The organism is Thalassospira sp., assembly GCF_040218635.1.
In the GTDB taxonomy this organism is placed as follows: Bacteria; Pseudomonadota; Alphaproteobacteria; order Rhodospirillales; family Thalassospiraceae; genus Thalassospira.
In genome coordinates this window covers 268,461-284,766 of sequence record NZ_JAVJRB010000007.1, presented here as the reverse complement: position 1 = coordinate 284,766, position 16,306 = coordinate 268,461, and the positions used below count along the sequence as shown (strand labels likewise).

Below are 16,306 nucleotides of genomic sequence, written 5' to 3'. Positions count from 1 at the left end.
AACAGGAGGAATATCAACATGACCTGGATGGCCTGGACCCCGATTACTGCAGCATTCTTTAGCTGCATCATCCTGACCTTGATCGGAATGGGAATTTGGCAGGCGGTTTCACCGACCGTTCCGCGCCGTGGCTTTTTGCCACTCGAAACAACGCGCGGGGATCGCCTGTTTATCAGTTTGCTTGGTGCAGCCTATATCCATCTGGGATGGCTGGCATTTACCGATGCCGCCCTTTGGATTGGGTCCATCATCGCCCTTGTATGGCTGCTTGTTGTCATGCGCTGGGGCTAAGACATCAGGAACGGTGCCGTGTCCTACAGCGGTTCCGTTCCTTCTGCACTCATATGCGGTGGGTACCCGTCTTCCCCCACTGCTCATGACCGGATCGACCGGACGCGAAAAAAGGAAGACGACCAGGGAGAAAACGACATGATCGTTAAAGCCAAAGGCGCCTCTAGCATTGTTAAAGGCAGTGCCGTTGCAGTCGCTCTTGGTCTTGCTGTGCTGGCAAACCCGGCCATGGCAGACCAATATACCGATGCAGCCAAGAAGTGGATCGACAGCGAGTTCCAGCCATCCAGCATTGATAAAGATGCCCAGATGGCAGAACTTGAATGGTTCATCAAGGCTGCTGAACCGTTTCGTGGCATGGACATCAATGTGGTGTCCGAAACCATCACCACGCATGAATATGAGTCAAAAGTTCTGGCAAAGGCTTTCTCGGAAATCACCGGGATTAACCTGACCCATGACCTGATTGGCGAAGGCGATGTTATCGAAAAACTGCAAACGCAAATGCAGTCAAACCGCAACATCTATGACGCGTATATCAATGACTCGGACCTGATCGGCACCCATTCGCGTTATGACGCAGTTGTGCCGCTGACCGATTTCATGGCTGGCGAAGGTAAAGACGTTACCTCTCCGACCCTTGATCTGGACGACTTCATCGGTCTTTCCTTCACCACGGGCCCGGATGGCAAGCTTTATCAGCTTCCTGATCAGCAGTTCGCGAACCTTTACTGGTTCCGGTATGACTGGTTCCAGCGTGAAGACCTGCAAAAGCAGTTCAAAGACAAATTCGGCTATGACCTTGGCGTTCCGGTAAACTGGTCTGCCTATGAAGACATCGCTGAATTCTTCACCAATGACGTGAAGGAAATCGACGGCAAAAAAGTCTATGGCCACATGGATTACGGTAAAAAAGACCCATCACTGGGTTGGCGCTTTACCGATGCGTGGCTGTCGATGGCTGGTGCTGGCGACAAGGGCATCCCGAACGGCCTTCCGGTTGATGAATGGGGTATCCGTGTAGAAGGTTGTGCACCGGCTGGTTCCAGTGTCACCCGTGGTGGTGCCGCAAACGGCCCGGCGGCTGTTTACGCGCTGACCAAATACATTGACTGGCTCAAAGCTTATGCTCCGCCAGAAGCCGCTGGCATGACGTTCGGCGAAGCTGGTCCGGTTCCGGCCCAGGGCCAGATTGCGCAGCAGATCTTCTGGTACACTGCCTTTACTGCCGATATGGCCAAAGCAGGCACGCCGGTTGTGAATGCCGATGGTACGCCGAAATGGCGTATGGCGCCGTCACCGCATGGCCCGTATTGGGAAGAAGGCATGAAGCTTGGTTATCAGGATGTGGGTTCCTGGACGCTGATGAAGTCCACCCCGCTTGAGCGCCGCAAAGCTGCATGGCTTTATGCACAGTTCGTAACCGCAAAATCGATCACGCTGAAAAAGACCCTGACCGGCCTGACGCCAATCCGTCAGTCTGATCTTGATACCCAGGCGATGACCGATATCGCACCAAACTGGGGTGGTCTGGTTGAATTCTATCGCTCACCTGCCCGTGTTCAGTGGTCGCCGACCGGCACCAACGTTCCGGATTATCCGAAACTGGCTCAGCTCTGGTGGCAGAACGTTGCCGAAGCTGTCACCGGGGAACGGACCCCGCAGGAAGCAATGGATAACCTTGCAACTGCAATGGACAGCGTCTTGCAGCGTCTGGAACGTGCAGGCATCGGTGGCGAATGTGCACCGAAGCTGAACGAAGAACGTGACGCCCAGTACTGGTTCGACCAGCCGGGTGCGCCAAAGGCACTTCTTGCCAATGAAAAACCGCAGGGTGAGACCGTTAAATATGACGATCTGATCGCGGAATGGAGTGCTGCCCAGTAATTCGGGCTTCACTACTGGGGGTGCCGGGGGTGATTTATCATCCCCGGCCATCCCACCAGAATTTCAAAATGCTTTTGTTTATCCATTTTCAAAACCAACCGATTTATTGCCAAGACAGAATGCTCAAAACCGTTATTACCTCCCTGCCATGAGCAACCTTCCGGGGCTGACACATCCCCTTATTTCTTCGTCAGTCCCGGCATTTTTTGCCCCGAACACAACAAGATGTCAGACAGAGTTTCATGAAAGATCCGGTTGTTTCAGTCACCAATTCACCAAAGGCCAAACAGCGCAGCAAGCTTGTGCATATTGCATCAATGACACTTGCGCTTGGCCTGATCGTTACGGGGCCTGCACACAGCGCATCCATGATGGATGATGCGATTGCCGCCTATCGCCATGGTGAATTTGAAAAATCAGCCGAAACGTTCAGCACCCTTGCCACCCAAGGGGACGCCACCGCGCAATATCTTCTGTCCTGCCAAATGATCAATGGGGCGGGCATGGATGCCAATGAAGATGCAGGCTGGGACATGATGAAACAGGCGGCAGGCAATCAAAACCCTGATGCCAGCGTTGTCATGGCCCGCAAACTTGAAGCCGAACAGGCGCCGCGTGATCTGGTGCGCGGCCTTTATCATCAGGCCGCCGATCAGAACCAGACTCAGGCCATGCTGTGGCTGGCCCTTGATGCCGTCGATCAGGGCAACAACGATGCCGCCAAATCCATGCTTGAACAGGCATGGGAACTTGGCGATCCGCGTGCCGCCACCCTTCTGGCCAACCGTTTTACCAAATCCGATAGCGGACGGTATCAGTATCTGCGTGCTGCTGCCCAGCGCGGTGAAATGCGTGCCGCGGCCTATCTCGCCGAAGAAGCCCGGTCAGTTAATGACACGGCCGAAGCGGTTGGATGGTGTGCGATTGCCACCGGACTTCCCGGCCATAACGAAGATGTCGACTGGAAAACCATTGGCGATGCGGTTGAAAAGAATTGCGGCGCATATGACAAGGATCTTGAACCCGCCGCCCGTGCGGAAAACCGCGAGAAGGTTGATCAGTTCCTCGCCCGGTTCTTTGAAGGTTATGAGCCTTGGACGCCTTGGCGGGCATGCAGCATTAACTAACGCGATCTCTATTTTCGCGATGGCACGCCTACAAAACTGGCAAGTGCTGCGGTAACGGTTTTAAGCTCGTCAGGTGTGTTGATGTTGGTAAACGGCGCAAGCCCGGAAACCAGATCGTCAAATACGACCTTTGGCGCATCAAGCGCCTGTAACGGTCCCCGCACCCGCCGATCATCAGCAGCAAGCTTTTCACCAATCACTTTGACGGCATCCCGGTGCCAGATGCTGGACAGATAATGATCGCGGTCCGCGTGGCTGGCGAAGGCGGCTTTAACGTTGGTGTTTTGGACAGCATTAAGTAATCGCTTGACCATATCGACCGGCACAATCGGGCAATCAACCGGGAAGGTCACAAGCCAAGCGGTATCTTCTGGCAACGCATCAAGCCCGCCCAAAATGCCGCCCAATGGTCCCTGCCCGGCTTGTGGTTTGTCGGCAACGACCGGCAAGCCGTAAGCTTTAAAAACATCCGCATCCTCGTTCGAGGAAATCATCACATCATCACATTGCACTTGGGCGACGTCGATCACGCGCGTCAGCAACGTTTTGCCACCAACCTCGCGGAACGGTTTGTTCCCGCCCATGCGCCTGCCTTCACCACCGGCAAGGATCAGTGCGGCGGTTTTTGGTTGCTTTGTTTTGTCGGTGAGGGCGGATGATGCCGTCATGATGTCGTCGCGATCCAAACCGTTCTGATTAATGACGAAAAGTCATAGCCATGTTGCCTTTATCGCAATTGCCTGTGTGATATTTGTCGCCTATAAATTTCACAAGCACAATGGCAACGTCGCGTAAAACGTTTGCCCGAAACCGGACGACCGGATTTCGTCATCAGACCATCGGGGACGGCCCCTTATACCAAGGAGGCCCCTAATGGCCTGGATTGCATTGATCATTGCCGGTGTTCTGGAAGTTTGCTGGGCATCCGGCCTGAAATATTCCGAAGGTTTCACCAAACCCGTTCCGACCATTTTCACCCTTGTCACCATGGCGGGCAGTTTCTGGCTGCTCGCACTTGCCATGCGGACCATTCCGCTGGGCACGGCCTATGCCATCTGGACCGGGATTGGTGCCGTTGGCGCGGTGATTTTCGGCATCATGGTTCTGGGTGAATCTGCCAATATCGGGCGCTTGATCGCCATCTGCCTGATCCTGTCTGGCATCGTGATGTTGAAGCTGTTTAGTCCGAGTTAAGCTAACGACCTACATACTTCAAATTACAAAACGGGGCAGCGATTGGCTGCCCCGTTTTCATTTTCAGACCGCCAAACGTGTTAGACGCCCGCAGGAATACCGCTGCGTTCAACTTTACGCGGCGAGGTAATTTCTTTCCATTTGGAAAGCGCCTTGTTCACGGCGGGATAGGGTTCGCGGCGGATGAACTCGCCGTCACCACATTTGGCAATGACAACGCCTTCTTCCGCGGCAATGCGGCCACGGCTGAGGGTATAGCGCGGAAGACCGGTGACTTCGTGGCCTTCAAACACGTTGTAATCAATTGCTGATTGCTGATGTTTGGCGGTGATGGTTTTCGAAACCTTCGGATCCCAGACCACAATATCTGCATCCGCCCCGACAAGGATTGCCCCTTTGCGCGGATAGACATTCAGGATCTTGGCAATATTGGTCGAAGTCACCGCGACGAATTCATTCATCGTCAAACGGCCGGTATTCACCCCATAGGTCCACAAAAGCGGCATGCGGTCTTCAAGGCCACCCGTCCCGTTCGGGATTTTGGTGAAATCGCCGACACCCATGCGTTTTTGTTCGGTGGTGAACGCACAATGGTCGGTGGCAACAACCTGAAGGCTGCCCGATGCCAGACCGTTCCACAAGCCATCCTGATGCAGCTTGCTGCGGAATGGCGGGGACATGACGCGGCGTGCGGCATGATCCCAATCGGCATTGGCATATTCGCTGTCATCAAGCACAAGATGCTGGATCAAAGGTTCACCAAAGACGCGCTTGCCGTTGGCGCGCGCACGACGGATGGCTTCGTGGGCCGGTTCACACGATACATGAACGATATAAAGCGGCACATTGGCCATATCGGCAATCATGATCGCACGGTTGCACGCCTCGCCTTCAACATCGACCGGGCGGGAATAGGCATGTGCTTCGGGCCCGTTATTGCCTTCGGCAAGCAATTTCTGCTGCAAGGTCGCAACCACATCGCCGTTTTCAGCATGAACAAGCGGCATCGCACCGAGTTCCGAACAGCGCGAGAAGGATGCAAACATTTCATCATCATCGACCATAAGCGCGCCCTTATAGGCCATGAAATGCTTGAATGTGTTGATGCCTTTTTCTTCGACGACAATTTTCATTTCGTCAAAGACCTGTTCGCTCCACCAGGTCACAGCCATGTGGAAAGAATAGTCACAAACCGCCTTGGACGATTTGTTATCCCATGCCTGTAATGCTTCAAGCAGCGACTGGTTCGGGGCCGGAAGACAGAAATCAACCACCATGGTCGTGCCACCGGCAACCGCGGCCTTGGTGCCGCTTTCAAAATCGTCTTCGGAATAGGTGCCCATAAAGGGCATTTCCATATGGGTGTGCGGATCAATCCCGCCGGGCATCACATAGCAGCCGTCGGCGTCAATCACCTTGTCCCCGGTCAGGTTGTCCCCGATGGCGGCAATCTTGCCGTCTTCGACCAAAATGTCGGATTTATATGTCAGATCGGCGGTAACAATGGTTCCGCCACGAATAACCATGGACATCGGTGGCTCCTTGTCTGTCTTTGGGGCGAAAAGTTGCGGGCAGTCCCGGCATTCCGCCAATTTCCCCGACATCGTCAGGGCGTAAATTCAAACGTCGGCTTTAAGGTAGATCCGTCCGGCGAACAGATGCCCGCCGGACGGTTCAAGATCGGATTACATCGCGCTCTTGTCGGTTACAGCATGGGTCCAGGCACCTTCCGGCTCCTTGGAGATCACCGGATCGGAACCACCAGACAGCAGGCTGTCAACGGTACGCTGATAGGCTGCTTCGTCCAGTTTGCCGCTGTCACCCAGCAGCTTGGCGATTTCCTGCATCATGCGAACCTGATGCTTTTCGGTCTGGGCACCGGTGGCATCGTTATCAAGAACGATCATTGCCGCGTCTTCCGGGTTTTCTTTTGCCCACATCCAGCCCTTCATGCTGGCATCGACAAAGCGTGCCATCTTGTCAACGAAAGCCGGATCTTTCAGCTTGTCTTCAAGAACATAAAGGCCGTCTTCAAGGGTTGCGACACCCTGATCTTCATATTTGAAGACCTTAAGGTCGTCGGCCGAAATACCGGCATCAATCACCTGCCAGTATTCGTTATAGGTCATGGTCGAAATGCAATCGGCCTGTTTCTGGATCAACGGATCAACGTTAAAGCCCTGTTTCAGGACGGTAACGCCTTTGTCCCCACCATCGGTCGGAATGCCAAGTTTCGACATCCAGCTTAAGAAAGGATATTCGTTGCCAAAGAACCAGACGCCAAGCGTCCGGCCCGGGAAGTCATCCGGGCTTTCAACACCGGTTTCCTTCAAGCAGGTCAGCATCATGCCCGATTTGGCAAATGGCTGTGCGATATTGACCAACGGAACGCCTTTTTCGCGCGATGCCAGAGCAGACGGCATCCAGTCAACAACCACATCTGCACCACCACCGGCAATAACCTGTGGCGGGGCAACATCCGGGCCACCCGGATTGATCGTTACGTCAAGATCAGCTTCTTCGTAGAAGCCTTTGTCGAGTGCCACATAATAGCCCGCAAACTGGGCCTGTGTGACCCATTTAAGCTGCAAGGTTACTTCATCTGCTGCCATCGCCGAAAACGATGAAAGCCCGAAACCCAACCCCAATGCAGTCGCAAATAATTTATTCATTCGTCGATGTCTCCTCAGGTTGTAGTCAAGTCCTCCCGGTGGGCCGTCTTTGATTGTGCCTTTAATGGCGACGTACCCTAAAAGACGGATGCCATGACGTTGCTTTTCTCTCGATATAAGCCACGGCTCCGTAGAAGGCAGTCCCCGCAAGGGCTGCCAATGCGATTTCCGCCCACACCATGTCGATATTCATCCTGCCCACCTCGGTCGAGATGCGGAAACCCATACCAACAATCGGGGTGCCGAAAAATTCGGCGACGATTGCACCAATCAGCGCAAGCGTGGAATTGATTTTAAGTGCGTTGAACACAAACGGCATCGCCGCTGGCAACCGCAGTCGGAAAAGCGTCGACCAATAGCCCGATGCATAGGTCGCCATCAGGTCCTTTTCCAGTTTCCCTGCCGCGTTCAATCCGGTCACGGTATTCACCAGCATCGGGAAAAAGGTCATGATCACGATAACTGCGGCCTTTGATTGCCAGTCAAAGCCAAACCACATCACCATGATCGGTGCGACGCCAATGATCGGCAAGGCCGAGACCATATTGCCAAGCGGCAAAAGACCGCGTTTCAGGAACGGCACACGGTCAACCGCAATCGCGACGATAAAGGCCGATCCGCAGCCCATGACATAGCCGCTGAGAACCGCCTTCACAAAGGTCTGATAGAAATCAGCCGCCATGATGTCGGTCGAGGTCACAAACCGAACGCCAATCATGCTGGGCGGTGGCAACAGAACCTGTGGCACGCCAAATCCGGCAACGACGACTTCCCAGACAAACAGCAACCAGACGCCGAATGCGACGGGCACAAAGATATTGGCTGATTGCTGTTTGGCCGTTTCAAGACTGCGGTAATTGGCAATCACATCAATCCCGCGCCAGACAAAGGCCCAAAGCGAGATGATAAACAACCAGAACCCCGTGCTGGCATAGCCAGCCACACCGTATTCATAAAGTGCGTCAATTGCCTGCCAGGCACCAAAGACCGCAACCGCCAGAACGATTACCGCATGCCAAACCGTGCGCACACCAATCCATGTGAATGCCGCCCCGGTGATCACGCAAAGCGCCATCGCACTGGCAAGACCGGTGATATCACCCACAAAGGCAACCTGTTTGCCGGTATCAAGATCAACACCCGCCAGCGGGAAGATCAGGGCCAGCAGGGCTGCAATTGCCGCGACCAGACAAAATCGATCAAGTTTTATCTGTGTCATGCGCCAACTCCCATGCGGGCCAGAACGCGCCGTTCGCACCAACCGACAATCATTACCATCATTGCCGCGACAAAGGCCGCGGTAAACAGGGCCGACCAGATTTGAATGGTTTGACCATAATAGGACCCTGCCAGAAGACGCGCGCCAAGGCCGGCCTGCGCACCGGTTGGCAATTCGCCAATGATCGCACCGACCAGACTGATCGCAATTGCGACTTTCAGGCTGGCAAACAGATAGGGCATGGCAGATGGCAAACGAAGCTGCCAGAAGGTCTGCCATTTCGAGGCATTATAGGTCCGCATCAGATCAAGCTGGATGACCTGCGGGGACCTGAGCCCCTTGACCATGCTGATCGTGATCGGGAAAAAACAAAGATAGGTCGAAATAACCGCCTTCGGGATCAGTCCCTTGATCCCGATTGCGCCCAGAACAACAATCACCATCGGCGCAATCGCAAGGATCGGAATGGTTTGCGATGAAATCACCCACGGCATCAGGCTTTTTTCAAGCGTCGTGACATGGACAATGCCGACCGCCAACAGAATGCCCAACAACGTTCCGCTGGCAAAGCCAAGCAGGGTCGAGGAAAGCGTCACCCAGCTGTGATAGACCAAGGACCGCTTTGACGTGATGTTGGTGGCAAAGATGGTCTTATACATTTCCTGAACGACTTGATGGGGGGCTGGCAGGATCGGGCGTTCCTGTGCCAGCGTATCTTCGATCAGCTGCGTCGTAGTCCAGGTTTGATCGGCCCGGTTATAGCGGTCAATCTGGGTCGGGGCATTCATGAAAATCGCCCCGACATACCACATGACCAGAAGCGCAATCATAATGACACACACCGGCCCCGTCTGGCCCGACATCATACGGGTCCAAAGCGACGGTCCGGCAATCGATCCGGTCAGGCTGGCTGTGTTACTCGTCATTGCCATGCCCCGCACGTAGCCCTTCACGAACACGATGGGCAATTTCAAGAAATTCCGGGGTTTCACGGATATCGAGAGTCCGGTCTTTGGGGAAGTTGGTTTCGATCACATCAATGATCCGGCCCGGACGCGGTGACATCACGACGATTTTGCTTGAAAGATACACCGCCTCGGGGATCGAGTGGGTGACAAATGCAACCGTCTTGTTGGTGCGCGCCCACAGCTTCAAAAGCTGTTCATTCAAATGGTCACGGACAATTTCATCAAGGGCCCCGAACGGTTCATCCATCAACAACAAATCGGCATCGAATGACAGCGCACGCGCAATGGAGGCCCGTTGCTGCATGCCGCCAGACAACTGCCATGGGAACTTCTTTTCAAACCCGTTCAGCTCAACAAGTTTCAAGGCGTCATGGGCACGTTTGATGCGCTCTTCCTTGGAAAGCTCCATGATTTCAAGCGGCAAGGTCACGTTGCGTTCAATGGAGCGCCACGGCAAAAGGGCGGGTGCCTGAAACACATAGCCATACGCACGGTTTTCACGTGCGGCTTCGGGCGAAACGCCATTGATCGAAATATCGCCGTCCGTTGCCTTTTCCAGATCGGCAATCACACGCAAAAGCGTTGTTTTCCCGCAGCCCGACGGGCCGATAAAGGAAACAAAATCGCCTTCGTCAATCGTCAGATCAACTTCGGAAAGCGCATAAACAGGTCCGTCAGCCGTCTGAAAAGTCAGCGACAGGTTTTTAATATCAACAACTGCTTTCTTTGATGCGGGCATCGCAGCAACATTATTGACGACTTCTTTTAGCGTCATGGGGTATCCCCTGATCGTATGTCTCTCTCGGAACCAAAAGTGTCTCTTTTGGCGCACTCAATGGAAGCTTCCCTCAGGGACGTTGCCCTGAACCTTGCCGACATTTACCCGGTCGTTGCCGGAATTGCGGAATAAACCCGCGTGTCGGTCAAAGCAAAACGGCAAACAGGTTTACCCGCTTGCCGGTCGTATGAAATCAATTCCCGTCCGTCAGGCGCGTATAGGTCGAAGGCCTGCGGTCGCGGAAGAACTGCCAATTATTGCGGATTTCGCGCACCATCGACATATCCATGTCATGGACCAGCAGTTCATCATTATCACGCGATGCCTGTGCTTCGATCTCGCCGCGTGGATTGACGAAATAGCTTTGGCCATAAAACTCGCCGATATCCCATGGGGCTTCGCGCCCGACCCGGTTGATCGCACCGATAAAGCAACCATTGGCTACCGCCGATGCGGGCTGTTCAAGTTTCCAGATATATTCCGAAACCCCGGCAACGGTCGCCGACGGATTGACGATATATTCCGCACCATTGAGTGCTAGCGCACGCCAACCTTCCGGGAAGTGGCGGTCATAGCAAATGTAAACACCAAGCTTGCAATACTGGGTTTCAAACACCGGCCAGTTCGATGCACCGGGTTTGAAGAAGAACTTCTCCCAGAAACCGGCAACATGGGGGATATGGGTTTTGCGGTATTTCCCAAGATAAGTCCCATCGGCGTCAATCACGGCAGCGGTGTTGTAATAAACCCCGGTAATGTCTTCCTCATAGATCGGAACGACAATGACCATTTTGTATTTGGCCGCCAGTTCGCACATCAGTTGCGTGGTTGGGCCATCGGGGATTTTTTCGGCTGCGGCATACCATTTCTTGTCCTGACTGGGACAGAAATACGGTTGCGTGAAAACTTCCTGAAAACACAGAACCTGCACACCTTTTTTACCCGCCTCTTCGATATAAGGCAGGTGTGCTTCAATCATGGCCTTGCGGATTTCTTCGGGCGTCTGATCTGTTGAGCCTTTCAGGCTCATTTGAATCAGGCCCCCTCTCAGCTTTGACATCCGAGATACCTCCTTGATCTGATATTTTATGCCCTTGCCGCTTATGCGGTCTGACGGACTTATGCCCAAGCGCGCCCCAAAGACCCTTTGTTTTTTTGGGTCATTTCCCAGATGGGACGCGATCAGAAAATCGCGAAACAGATGTTTCCTCAGAAGCGTTGCAGAACCGTTTTGTTTTTATCGGAACTGCAAGCAAGCACCCTTTGCCCATCCAAGGGCAAAGGGTTCAATGTCTTTGATCCTAGTCGATCTCTTTAAGCACTTCGCGCAGTGTTCCAAACAGCTCATCAATATGTGATTTCTCAATGATCAGCGGCGGAGACAGCGCAATGATATCGCCGGTGGTCCGGATCAGGATGCCTTTTTCAAATGCCTTGAGGAAGGCATTGAAAGCACGCTTGGTCGGGAATCCTTCGATCCCTTCAAGCTCGATCGCACCGATCAGGCCAAGGTTACGAACATCTTTGACCAATGGCAGGTCGATCAGGCTATGCACCGCATCTTCCCAATACTGGCCAAGTTCCTTGCCCTTGCCATACAGACCTTCTTCTTCATAGGTCTCAAGCGTTGCCATGGCCGCCGCACAGGCAACAGGATTGCCCGAATAGGTGTAACCGTGGAACAGCTCGATCATGTTTTCAGCACCGGTCATGAAGGCATCATGAATGGCATCCGTGGCAAACACGGCCCCCATCGGAATCGTCCCGTTGGTAAGACCTTTTGCGGTTGTGACCAGATCCGGCTGAACACCGAAATAATCCACGGCAAACGGCGCGCCAAGGCGACCAAAACCTGTAATGACTTCATCAAAGATCAACAAGATGCCATGCTTGGTGCAAATCTCGCGCAGGCGTTCAAGATAACCCTTTGGCGGGATCAGAACGCCGGTCGACCCTGCAACCGGTTCAACAATGACCGCCGCAATCGTTGACGGATCATGCAGCGCGCAAATGCGTTCAAGATCATCGGCAAGGAACGCACCATGTTCAGGCATTCCGCGTGTGACACCGTTTTCTTCGGGCAGATAGGTATGACGGATATGGTCAACACCACCCAGCATCTGGCCAAAGGTTTTGCGGTTACCCGAAATGCCGCCAACCGAAATGCCGCCAAAGTTCACACCGTGATAGCCGCGTTCGCGCCCGATCAGGCGGGTCCGCTGTCCATCACCACGTGCGCGGTGATAGGCCAGTGCGATCTTAAGCGCCGTCTCAACCGATTCAGAACCAGAGTTGGTATAGAAAACATGGTTGAGGTCGCCCGGCATCAACTGTGCCAAACGATTGGCCAGTTCGAACGCCTTGGGGTGGCCCATCTGGAAAGCAGGCGCATAGTCCAGCTCGTCCATCTGTGCTTTGACGGCTTCGACGATTTTTGGACGTTTGTGACCGGCGTTACAGCACCAAAGGCCTGCGGTCCCGTCCAGAATCTGGCGGTTATCGTCGGTCGTGTAATACATGCCATCGGCAGCGACCAGCATACGCGGCGTCTGCTTGAACTGGCGGTTGGCCGTAAACGGCATCCAGAATGCCGAAAGGTCATTCGGTCGGCTGATTTTCGTGGTGGCTGTCATAAAAGGTCTCCCGTACCTTTTTATTGCTTCCCTGATACCGGATCGGATGCGGGCATCTGACGTCCGATATCTGATATTTTGTCCCGACCTTAAATGTTCGATTTGGCGTGGTGACCAATATGTCGCACATTCACTGTCTGAGACGGCCTGCCAAGCAGGCAGGCAAAAATCGTTAGCATGAGACACGCCCATGCACTAGAGCTTTAACACGACCGGAGAATTGTTTCGAATATTCGACCGTCAAACACCATTTCAGCGACCCTGTTTTTTGTTTACGGCGTCTATTTTCTGTTTATCTTTCATCGGTGCTGTTCGATATTTCGGACAAAACCGACTCTTGACCTTGATCAAGAACGACGCGCATAAAAAAGTTTCTTTTGCATATTTACGGTAGAGGTTATTTTAACCTGACCAAACGGTCAAGATAAATGACGCAAATCAGAGAGCATGGATGACCTCATTTAAAACCGGCGCTAAACAGGACCATCAACCTGGCGTAAAACCCGCAGTAAACGGCGCGCATAAGGCTGCAATTCGTCAAGAAAACGAAGAGCAAATTCTTGCCGCTGCCGAACAGGTTTTTGCCGATTATGGCTTCAAGGGTGCGACCACCGCCCGCATCGCCGAAATGGCCAAAGTTCCGAAGGCCAATGTGCATTATTATTTCAGCACCAAGGAAGTGATCTATCGCCGGATCATGGAAGATGTCTGTGATCACTGGCTCCAGGCTGCCATGACGTTTGATAACAGTGCCGACCCGGCCGTCATCCTGCGCGGATATATCGAAGCCAAGATGGATTTATCGCGTGCCCGGCCCTATGGATCGCGTCTTTGGGCCCATGAAATCATCCGTGGTGCAAAGTTTTCATCTGATTATATCTCGACCACAGTCAAGAACTGGCTTGATAGCCGCGTTGTCGTGATCAAGGGCTGGATTGCCGAAGGCAAGATGGATGACATCGAACCCTATTCATTGATGTATATGATCTTTGCCACCACCCAGCATTACGCCGATTTCGGACGTCAGATTGAAATCTTCAACGATGACCAGCCACTAAGCGAAGAACAATTCGCCGAGGCAAAAGAAAACGTCGTTAGAATTATCCTTAAAGGCGTTGGGCTTAGCTGAAAAACCAACCAAACCTTTTCTAAAAGATAGCACACCCACCACTTCCGGATAGTTGTGCAATCATGCGCACGGACAAATCTTTAATGGCAGCCTTAGCTTCTATTGTCCGAGGTCCAGAATGGCGCGCCCGACCTTTTCCAAGTGCGCCGCCGGAATGTGTTTTGCTGTTTTAATCTCTGGCGGCCTGATTGCCGCGCTTGCCCCCACGGCACGCGCAGAGTCCCCTGTTATCCAATTGACTGAAAACACAACGGCCAACACCGGCTGTCGTGCCATGTCTGTCGGTGGTGCCAGTGGTTGGGAGCCGATTTCCTACATTGATCCGGAAGGTCGGCAAGGCGGCGTTGCGATTGATATCCTGAAACAATACAGCATGGATCACGGCATCCGGCTTGATCTGCTTTTGGACATTCCCTGGTCCCGGTCGATCCAGATGCTCGATAAGGGCGAAATTGACGTCATTTCAGGTGCGTATTTCACCGCCGAGCGCGACAGGATTTACACCTATAGCGAACCCTACATCTCCGACGATGTCATGGTTTTCCAGCATCGCGAAAATCAGTTTGAAGTCACCGGAATGCATGACCTGATCGGCTATCGCGGTGCCCGTCCGCAAGGTGGAAGCTACGGCGATTACATCGACAAATATGCCGAACACCGTCTGGATATGATGTTTTCACCGACCGGCGACCGCATTTTCAATGTGCTGCTTAGCGGGCGGGCCGACTATGTCATGCTGGGCCGATATGACGGCATGGCCAATATTTCCCGCGACAAACTGGCAAATGAAATCAAACCGGTCGAACCACCGATTGTCCGAAACGAAGTCCGTTTTCTGTTTTCGCGCAACAGCCCCTGTGCCCGCCATGTCGAAAACATCAATATTCTGATCGAAACACTTGATGAAGATGGCACGCTGCAAAGATGGACCGAAAGCCATCTGAGCGCTTCCACAGACAGCGGCAGTTGACCTAGCCCCAGAAGAAGCCCCCACACCCCCGCGCCCACCAGCCGGATAATGAAAAGCGGGGCGGGTTAAACCCGCCCCGCCCTGGGTGGCTGCATGGTCAGCCACGGGAGGTCCATTTAGCTGCGATCAATCGGACTTTGCCATCACCGTTTCATCGGCCTTGGCCAAAACAGCACTTAGAAGAACCTGGCCACCGGCATCGGACCAGTGTTTGTGAACTTCTTCGATTTCGTTGTGCGAAATGCCGTCGACACACGGGATAAAGATCATGGCAGTTGGGCAAACTTGCGCCAGATAACAGGCATCATGACCGGCACCCGATACGATTTCACGTGACGAGAACCCGCCAAGTTCGGCCCCCTTACGCACCGCATCGACGCAAGACGCATCAAACGGAACCGGGGCGTAGTAGAAAATTTGCTCGAACTCGGTTTCAAGGCCGATATCGCTGGCAATTTTTTCCACACCTTCGCGCAACGCCTTGTCCATATCGGCCAGAACCGCATCATCAGGATGACGGAAATCGACCGTGAAGAATACTTCGCCGGGGATCACGTTGCGTGAATTGGGATGGATTTGCATCATGCCCACCGTGGCACAGGCCAAGGGGGATCGATCCAGACCAATCTTGTTGACCAGATCGACAACACGTGCGGCACCAAGCAGCGCATCCTTGCGGGTTTTCATCGGGGTCGGTCCGGCATGGGCTTCGACACCGGTGAATTTGATTTCATACCACCGCTGTCCCTGGGCATCGGTGACAATACCAACGTCCTTGCCTTCGTCTTCAAGGATCGGGCCCTGTTCGATATGGGCTTCGAAATAGGCCCCCATCGGATGGGCATCAATGGTTGGCTCATCCGGGCCCATATAGCCAATGCGCTTCAGTTCTTCGCCCATGGTTTTGCCGTCAATATCGGCGCGTCCATGACCGTATTCCAGGTCAAAGACCTTGGCAAAAACGCCAGATGACACCATTGCCGGGGCAAAGCGTGATCCTTCTTCATTGGTCCATGACACCACCTCAATCGGGGCTTCGGTGTCGTATTTGGCTTCATTCAGAGTTCGGATCACTTCAAGCCCGGACAATACGCCATATACACCATCATATTTACCGCCGGTTGGCTGGCTATCAAGGTGGCTACCGATAACAATTGGCGGCAGATCGGGGTTCTTGCCTTCGCGACGGGCAAAGATATTGCCCATCTTGTCAATGCGGATCGAACAGCCTTCGGCCTCGCACCATTTGATGAACAGATCGCGGCTTTCACGGTCAAGATCGGTCAGGGCCAAACGGCAAACGCCGTCCTTTGGCGTTTTACCGATTTTGGCCATTTCCATCAGGCTATCCCAAAGGCGATCCCCGTCAATCGACAGATTACGTACACTGGGTTGAACAGTCATAAATTCGTCCTTCTTCCTTGGTGGCGCTGATGGC

General features: G+C 53.5%; 15 protein-coding genes. 6 read left to right on the top strand and 9 right to left on the bottom strand.

What is annotated here, in order from left to right; all coding sequences use genetic code 11:
• Positions 1-18 precede the first annotated feature (18 nt).
• The 3 genes from RIC05_RS07755 (at position 19) to RIC05_RS07745 (ending at position 3,305) form a co-directional block, all read left to right on the top strand.
• Positions 19-291: a DUF2160 domain-containing protein gene (locus RIC05_RS07755; protein ID WP_350040803.1), complete on the top strand. Its 273-nt coding sequence runs from the start codon at positions 19-21 to the stop codon at positions 289-291.
• 138 nt (positions 292-429) lie between these two features.
• Positions 430-2,178, top strand: a complete 1,749-nt coding sequence (locus tag RIC05_RS07750) for an ABC transporter substrate-binding protein (protein WP_350046611.1) — start codon at positions 430-432, stop codon at positions 2,176-2,178.
• Between the two features lie 242 nt (positions 2,179-2,420).
• On the top strand, positions 2,421-3,305 hold the full coding sequence (locus tag RIC05_RS07745; protein ID WP_350046610.1) for an SEL1-like repeat protein: 885 nt from the start codon (positions 2,421-2,423) through the stop codon (positions 3,303-3,305).
• Positions 3,306-3,313: 8 nt separating this feature from the next.
• Here the strand turns inward: RIC05_RS07745 and mobA are convergent, their stop codons facing one another.
• The gene (gene mobA, locus RIC05_RS07740) at positions 3,314-3,973 is read right to left on the bottom strand and encodes a molybdenum cofactor guanylyltransferase MobA (RefSeq protein ID WP_350046609.1); all 660 of its coding nucleotides are present in this window, start codon (positions 3,971-3,973) and stop codon (positions 3,314-3,316) included.
• A gap of 205 nt (positions 3,974-4,178) precedes the next feature.
• Here mobA and sugE point away from each other — a divergent pair, with 205 nt between their 5' ends.
• Positions 4,179-4,499 (top strand): quaternary ammonium compound efflux SMR transporter SugE, encoded by a 321-nt coding sequence (gene sugE, locus RIC05_RS07735; RefSeq protein ID WP_350046608.1) that lies wholly within the window; start codon positions 4,179-4,181, stop codon positions 4,497-4,499.
• 80 nt (positions 4,500-4,579) lie between these two features.
• Here sugE and hydA read toward each other — a convergent pair whose 3' ends face one another.
• The 7 genes from hydA to aptA form a co-directional block, all read right to left on the bottom strand.
• A complete protein-coding gene (hydA, locus tag RIC05_RS07730; RefSeq protein WP_350046607.1) occupies positions 4,580-6,031 on the bottom strand; it encodes a dihydropyrimidinase in 1,452 nt (483 codons plus the stop codon).
• 153 nt (positions 6,032-6,184) lie between these two features.
• Positions 6,185-7,171, bottom strand: a complete 987-nt coding sequence (locus RIC05_RS07725; protein ID WP_350046606.1) for an ABC transporter substrate-binding protein — start codon at positions 7,169-7,171, stop codon at positions 6,185-6,187.
• Positions 7,172-7,232: 61 nt separating this feature from the next.
• On the bottom strand, positions 7,233-8,390 hold the full coding sequence (locus tag RIC05_RS07720) for an ABC transporter permease (protein WP_350040812.1): 1,158 nt from the start codon (positions 8,388-8,390) through the stop codon (positions 7,233-7,235).
• Positions 8,387-9,316 carry an ABC transporter permease gene (locus RIC05_RS07715; RefSeq protein WP_350046605.1) on the bottom strand — a complete coding sequence of 310 codons (930 nt, stop codon included), beginning with the start codon at positions 9,314-9,316 and terminating at the stop codon, positions 8,387-8,389. Before RIC05_RS07715 ends, RIC05_RS07720 begins: the two co-directional genes overlap by 4 nt.
• The gene (locus tag RIC05_RS07710; RefSeq protein ID WP_350046626.1) at positions 9,306-10,097 is read right to left on the bottom strand and encodes an ABC transporter ATP-binding protein; all 792 of its coding nucleotides are present in this window, start codon (positions 10,095-10,097) and stop codon (positions 9,306-9,308) included. Before RIC05_RS07710 ends, RIC05_RS07715 begins: the two co-directional genes overlap by 11 nt.
• 232 nt (positions 10,098-10,329) lie before the next feature.
• Positions 10,330-11,166 carry a nitrilase-related carbon-nitrogen hydrolase gene (locus RIC05_RS07705; RefSeq protein WP_350046604.1) on the bottom strand — a complete coding sequence of 279 codons (837 nt, stop codon included), beginning with the start codon at positions 11,164-11,166 and terminating at the stop codon, positions 10,330-10,332.
• Positions 11,167-11,437: 271 nt separating this feature from the next.
• Positions 11,438-12,769: an omega-aminotransferase AptA gene (gene aptA, locus RIC05_RS07700; protein ID WP_350046603.1), complete on the bottom strand. Its 1,332-nt coding sequence runs from the start codon at positions 12,767-12,769 to the stop codon at positions 11,438-11,440.
• A gap of 451 nt (positions 12,770-13,220) precedes the next feature.
• Between aptA and RIC05_RS07695 the strand changes: the two genes are divergently transcribed.
• Together RIC05_RS07695 and RIC05_RS07690 are read left to right on the top strand one after the other, a co-directional pair.
• Complete coding sequence (locus RIC05_RS07695) at positions 13,221-13,898, top strand: TetR/AcrR family transcriptional regulator (protein WP_350041777.1); 678 nt, start codon at positions 13,221-13,223, stop codon at positions 13,896-13,898.
• A 118-nt stretch (positions 13,899-14,016) separates the two neighbouring features.
• The gene (locus tag RIC05_RS07690; protein WP_350046602.1) at positions 14,017-14,868 is read left to right on the top strand and encodes a substrate-binding periplasmic protein; all 852 of its coding nucleotides are present in this window, start codon (positions 14,017-14,019) and stop codon (positions 14,866-14,868) included.
• A gap of 126 nt (positions 14,869-14,994) precedes the next feature.
• Here RIC05_RS07690 and RIC05_RS07685 read toward each other — a convergent pair whose 3' ends face one another.
• Positions 14,995-16,272 (bottom strand): Zn-dependent hydrolase, encoded by a 1,278-nt coding sequence (locus RIC05_RS07685; protein ID WP_350046601.1) that lies wholly within the window; start codon positions 16,270-16,272, stop codon positions 14,995-14,997.
• Between the last annotated feature and the right edge of the window lie 34 nt (positions 16,273-16,306).

What these genes read in the sequence shown, in the direction of transcription:
- RIC05_RS07755 (WP_350040803.1), top strand. Translation starts at nt 19, where the DNA reads ATGACCTGGATGGCCTGGACCCCGATTACTGCAGCATTCTTTAGCTGC.
- RIC05_RS07750 (WP_350046611.1), top strand. Translation starts at nt 430, where the DNA reads ATGATCGTTAAAGCCAAAGGCGCCTCTAGCATTGTTAAAGGCAGTGCC.
- RIC05_RS07745 (WP_350046610.1), top strand. Translation starts at nt 2,421, where the DNA reads ATGAAAGATCCGGTTGTTTCAGTCACCAATTCACCAAAGGCCAAACAG.
- mobA (WP_350046609.1), bottom strand. Translation starts at nt 3,973, where the DNA reads ATGACGGCATCATCCGCCCTCACCGACAAAACAAAGCAACCAAAAACC.
- sugE (WP_350046608.1), top strand. Translation starts at nt 4,179, where the DNA reads ATGGCCTGGATTGCATTGATCATTGCCGGTGTTCTGGAAGTTTGCTGG.
- hydA (WP_350046607.1), bottom strand. Translation starts at nt 6,031, where the DNA reads ATGTCCATGGTTATTCGTGGCGGAACCATTGTTACCGCCGATCTGACA.
- RIC05_RS07725 (WP_350046606.1), bottom strand. Translation starts at nt 7,171, where the DNA reads ATGAATAAATTATTTGCGACTGCATTGGGGTTGGGTTTCGGGCTTTCA.
- RIC05_RS07720 (WP_350040812.1), bottom strand. Translation starts at nt 8,390, where the DNA reads ATGACACAGATAAAACTTGATCGATTTTGTCTGGTCGCGGCAATTGCA.
- RIC05_RS07715 (WP_350046605.1), bottom strand. Translation starts at nt 9,316, where the DNA reads ATGACGAGTAACACAGCCAGCCTGACCGGATCGATTGCCGGACCGTCG.
- RIC05_RS07710 (WP_350046626.1), bottom strand. Translation starts at nt 10,097, where the DNA reads ATGCCCGCATCAAAGAAAGCAGTTGTTGATATTAAAAACCTGTCGCTG.
- RIC05_RS07705 (WP_350046604.1), bottom strand. Translation starts at nt 11,166, where the DNA reads ATGAGCCTGAAAGGCTCAACAGATCAGACGCCCGAAGAAATCCGCAAG.
- aptA (WP_350046603.1), bottom strand. Translation starts at nt 12,769, where the DNA reads ATGACAGCCACCACGAAAATCAGCCGACCGAATGACCTTTCGGCATTC.
- RIC05_RS07695 (WP_350041777.1), top strand. Translation starts at nt 13,221, where the DNA reads ATGACCTCATTTAAAACCGGCGCTAAACAGGACCATCAACCTGGCGTA.
- RIC05_RS07690 (WP_350046602.1), top strand. Translation starts at nt 14,017, where the DNA reads ATGGCGCGCCCGACCTTTTCCAAGTGCGCCGCCGGAATGTGTTTTGCT.
- RIC05_RS07685 (WP_350046601.1), bottom strand. Translation starts at nt 16,272, where the DNA reads ATGACTGTTCAACCCAGTGTACGTAATCTGTCGATTGACGGGGATCGC.